The organism is Streptomyces sp. SID9727 (genome assembly GCF_010550605.1).
In the GTDB taxonomy this organism is placed as follows: domain Bacteria; phylum Actinomycetota; class Actinomycetes; order Streptomycetales; family Streptomycetaceae; genus Streptomyces.
Genome location: NZ_JAAGNI010000257.1, coordinates 1 through 3,740 on the forward strand (window position 1 = coordinate 1; position 3,740 = coordinate 3,740).

3 protein-coding genes and 2 pseudogenes are annotated in these 3,740 nt (G+C 74.2%); 3 read left to right on the forward strand and 2 right to left on the reverse strand.

Annotated features, from left to right (window positions below; all coding sequences use genetic code 11):
• Positions 1 to 348, forward strand: a pseudogene (locus G3I41_RS16590) (hypothetical protein); the annotation flags it as partial.
• Positions 333 to 1,259 carry a class I SAM-dependent methyltransferase gene (locus tag G3I41_RS16595; RefSeq protein ID WP_164400994.1) on the forward strand — a complete coding sequence of 309 codons (927 nt, stop codon included), beginning with the start codon at positions 333 to 335 and terminating at the stop codon, positions 1,257 to 1,259. The pseudogene G3I41_RS16590 and the gene G3I41_RS16595, both read left to right, overlap by 16 nt.
• Positions 1,260 to 1,281: 22 nt before the next feature.
• On the opposite strand, the gene leuE is transcribed toward G3I41_RS16595, so the two are convergent.
• Complete coding sequence (leuE, locus tag G3I41_RS16600; protein ID WP_164400995.1) at positions 1,282 to 1,938, reverse strand: leucine efflux protein LeuE; 657 nt, start codon at positions 1,936 to 1,938, stop codon at positions 1,282 to 1,284.
• 199 nt (positions 1,939 to 2,137) lie between these two features.
• Between leuE and G3I41_RS16605 the strand changes: the two genes are divergently transcribed.
• Positions 2,138 to 3,064 (forward strand): L,D-transpeptidase family protein, encoded by a 927-nt coding sequence (locus G3I41_RS16605; protein ID WP_164400996.1) that lies wholly within the window; start codon positions 2,138 to 2,140, stop codon positions 3,062 to 3,064.
• A gap of 165 nt (positions 3,065 to 3,229) precedes the next feature.
• Here G3I41_RS16605 and G3I41_RS16610 read toward each other — a convergent pair.
• Positions 3,230 to 3,740 (reverse strand): annotated as a pseudogene (locus G3I41_RS16610) (hypothetical protein); the annotation flags it as partial.

Below are 3,740 nucleotides of genomic sequence, written 5' to 3' on the forward strand. Positions count from 1 at the left end.
GCCGAACTCCCCGCCGGGACGCGGGGCCTGGCGGTGCTCGCCGCGCCCCGGATCGCCGGCTGGAGCTGCGGGGGCCGCCCGGCCGGCTCGTACCTCGGGCTGGTCGCGGCCCCGGTGAGCGGCGACCGGCCGGTGCTCGACTGCTCGTACCGGCCGCCGGGGTTGAAGGCGGGGAGCCTCGCGGGGGGTGTGGCGCTGCTGGGGCTGGTGGCGGTGGCGGTGATCGGGCGGCGGCGCAGGGGGGGCGCCGTAAACCCGTACACCCGCGACGACACCGAGACTTCATCTCCGCGTGGTGGGGCGGCCCGGCGCTCGCGCGTACGTTCCCAGCCATGGTCTCCCTTCTGAACAACCGCCTGACACGGCGCGCCCTGCGCCCCGCCGCCACCCTGGTCGACCGTCGGGTCCAGCGGCGCGTGGAGCGCGCCGCCGGGCCGTTGCGCGGCGAACTCGCGATCCTGCGGCGGGAGTACGAGGAGGGGCGGCGCGGCCGTCTCGCCCTGGAGCTGCTCCTCGACGGGACCGGGCGCGGTGCGCACCGGATGCCCTCGGCCCAGGAGATCGACCGGCTGGTCCGCGAGGTGGGCGCGGTGGCCGGGAACGGGGCGGGGGCGCGGCGGGGTGTGGTGTCCGCCTACCGCACGGTGGTGGCCCTGGAGGCGCTGGGCGTGGGCCGGCTCGCGGGCTCGACGTCCAATGTGTGCGGCAAGCTGGCGACCGTCCCGCTGCTGGCCCCGCCGAACGGGCGCATCCTGGAGATCGGCACGCTGTACGGGCTGTTCGCCGCCGCGCTGACCCGGATGACGCACCGGGCGGGGGTGGAGCCGGAGCTGACGATCGTCGACCCGCTGGCCGGTTCCCAGCTCCAGCCGGGTACCTCGCAGGGCGCCGACCCCACGGGCACCCCCGTGCGGGAGGACGTGGTGCGGGCCAACCTGGCGCTGACCGGGGGCGGCACGACGCACCACCCCCGGATCGTCCAGGGCTTCTCCAGCGCGCCCGAGGTGCGGGCGGAGGCGGGTGACCGGGAGTACGGGGTGATCGTGGTGGACGGCGACCACTCCATGGCGGGGGTGGCCGCCGACCTGGAGTGGGTCGAGGAGATCGTGGCCCCCGGCGGTGTCGTGGTGCTGGACGACTACGGCGACGCGGCGTGGCCGGGCGTCCAGGAGGCCCTGGACAAGCATCTGGCGGACGGCGGATCGCGGCTGCGGCTGCTGGGCCGCGTGTCGACGTCGGCGTACCTGCGGGCGGAGTGAGGGCGTACGGCCCGGAGGCCCGTCAGACGCTGCTGAGCGACAGCTTCGCGGCGAAGCCGAGGAACAGCACCCCGGCCGCCGAGGTGGCCCCGGCCGAGAGGCGACGGCGGCGGCGGAACGCGGCGGACAGCCGGGTGCCGCCGAAGATCAGCGCCGACAGGTACAGGAAGCTGGCGATCTGGAGCAGGGTGCCCAGGACCAGGAACGACAGGGCCGGGTAGGCGTAGCCGGGGTCGACGAACTGCACGAAGAACGAGATCAGGAAGAGGATCGCCTTCGGGTTGAACAGGCTGACCACCAGCGCCCGCCGGTACGGCCGCTCCACGGTGCCGGGAGCCTCCACCTCGTCCGTGATCTCGGCGACCCGCCGGTGCCGCTCCCGCCACATCGACCGGGCGGCCCGCAGCATTCCGATCGCCATCCAGGTCAGATAGCCCGCGCCCGCGTACTTGACGATCGCGAACAGCACGGGCGTCGTCTGCAGCAACGACGAGGCGCCCAGCGCGGACAGCGTCATCAGCACGGTGTCCCCGGTCCACACCCCGGCCGCCGCCACGTACCCGGTCCGCACCCCGCGCCGCGCGGCGACGGACAGCACGTACAGCGAATTGGGCCCCGGCAGCAGAACGATCAGCACGAGGCCGGCGAGATAGGTCGGAAGGTCGGTGACACCCAGCATGGAACGGAGTCTCGCACGCGCCCGGACGGTCCGGAAGCGGGTATTCCGGGGTATGGGCGCGGAGGAGTGCGTTCTCCGTCACAGACGCGCGACGGTATAGGCGGTGCGGGATTCGGCAACCGGGTGGAGCGGGAACCCGTCCCTTGGGATACGCGAGTTCAGGGCCGGGGACGCCGGGCCGAGGATGCAGGGGGCTGGGATGATTCGCACGGGCAGGACCGGGCGCGGTTACGCGCTCCGAGGAGCCGCTGTCGTGGCCGCGGTGGCGCTGGCCGGCGTGACCGCCGGGTGCAAGGAGCAGCCCGCGGCCGGTGCGTCGGCGGCGCCCTCGGTACCGGCGGGCAGCAGCTCCCCCGCCGACGACGCGAAGCCGGGCGGCGGCTCCGCGAGCCCGTCGGCGAGCGCGGAGCCGGAGTCGAAGGAGCCGAAGGAGCCGGCCAAGGCGTCGCCGAAGCCGAGCGCGACCCGCACGACGCCGCCGGCCGATCCGCAGGGCGAGGTCCTGATGGCGAGCGGTTCGCAGGGCGGGCAGGTACGCGAACTCCAGGCGCGACTGCGGCAGATCGGGCATTTCGACCGCAGCCCCACGGGCTACTACGGGACCGTCACCGTGGCCGCCGTCCAGTCCTTCCAGGGCAAGCGCGGTCTGCCGCGGACCGGGAGGACGGACACCGTCACCTGGCAGAAGCTGCTCGGCATGACGCACGAGCCGACGGCCACCGAGCTGAACCCGCCGACGACCCGCCCGGTCGCCAAGCCGGACAAGCGGTGCCTCACGGGACGGGTGCTGTGCATCAGCAAGAACAGCCGCACGCTGTCCTGGATGGTCGACGGCAAGGTCGTCTCGTCCATGGACGTGCGCTTCGGCTCGCAGTACACGCCGACCCGCGAGGGCACGTTCTCCGTGTACTGGAAGTCGCGCCACCACGTGTCCTCGATCTACCACACGGCCATGCCGTACGCGATGTTCTTCAGCGGCGGCCAGGCGGTGCACTACTCGTCGGACTTCGCGGCCCGTGGCTACAACGGGGCCTCGCACGGATGCGTGAACGTCCGGGACGAGGGGAAGATCGCGGCCCTCTTCGCGCAGGTGCGCAACGGCGACAAGGTCGTCGTCTACCAGTGAGGTGAGGGGCGCGGGCGGGACCGGGGGAACGTGTCCCGCCCGCGCCATGCGCGCCGAGCCGAAGGTACGGGGGGAACCCCGGCTCAGGACGCTGCCGATGACCAGTCGGCTCATTCCGTACAGCGTCCGCAGGCCGAAAAACGTCACACCGGCCGGTAGCAAGGGTCAGCGGGCCGCCGCGGAAGCGGCCGGCACCGGGGCCGTGAAGGTGTCGGAGTCCGTCGTGGTGCCGGTCTCCGTGCCCGTCTCCGTCCCGGGGTCCGGGGCGATGGCCGCCGCCGAGGGGCCGGGCGACTCGGTGAACCGGATGGGAGGGAGCGGTGCGGAGGCGTCGCCGCCCTGCCCGGCCTCGCCGCCGTGCCCGCCCTCCTCGGCGGCGAGCAGCCGGTCGCAGAACCGGTCCAGGTTGCGGGCGCCCTTGGCCACGGCTTCGAGGCGGGTGCGGCGGTCGGCGTCGAGCGTGCCGTCGCGGTAGTCGCGGCACGCCTGGAGGGTCTTGGCGTACCAGGAGCCCGCGGTGCCGTCGCCCGGGTGGTCGTTCCCCTGCGCGGGGTCCTCCTTCCCGCCGTCGTCGCCGGCGTCGTGGTCGCCGGGGTCCGCTCCGCCGCCGGGCCGGCTGCCGCCCGTCCGGTCGGTGCCGGTCCCGTCGCCCTGGCCGTCGCGGTCGTCGTGGGAC

Coding starts and splice junctions, on each gene's coding strand:
- leuE (WP_164400995.1), bottom strand. CDS start 1,938: ATGCTGGGTGTCACCGACCTTCCGACCTATCTCGCCGGCCTCGTGCTG.
- G3I41_RS16595 (WP_164400994.1), top strand. CDS start 333: ATGGTCTCCCTTCTGAACAACCGCCTGACACGGCGCGCCCTGCGCCCC.
- G3I41_RS16605 (WP_164400996.1), top strand. CDS start 2,138: ATGATTCGCACGGGCAGGACCGGGCGCGGTTACGCGCTCCGAGGAGCC.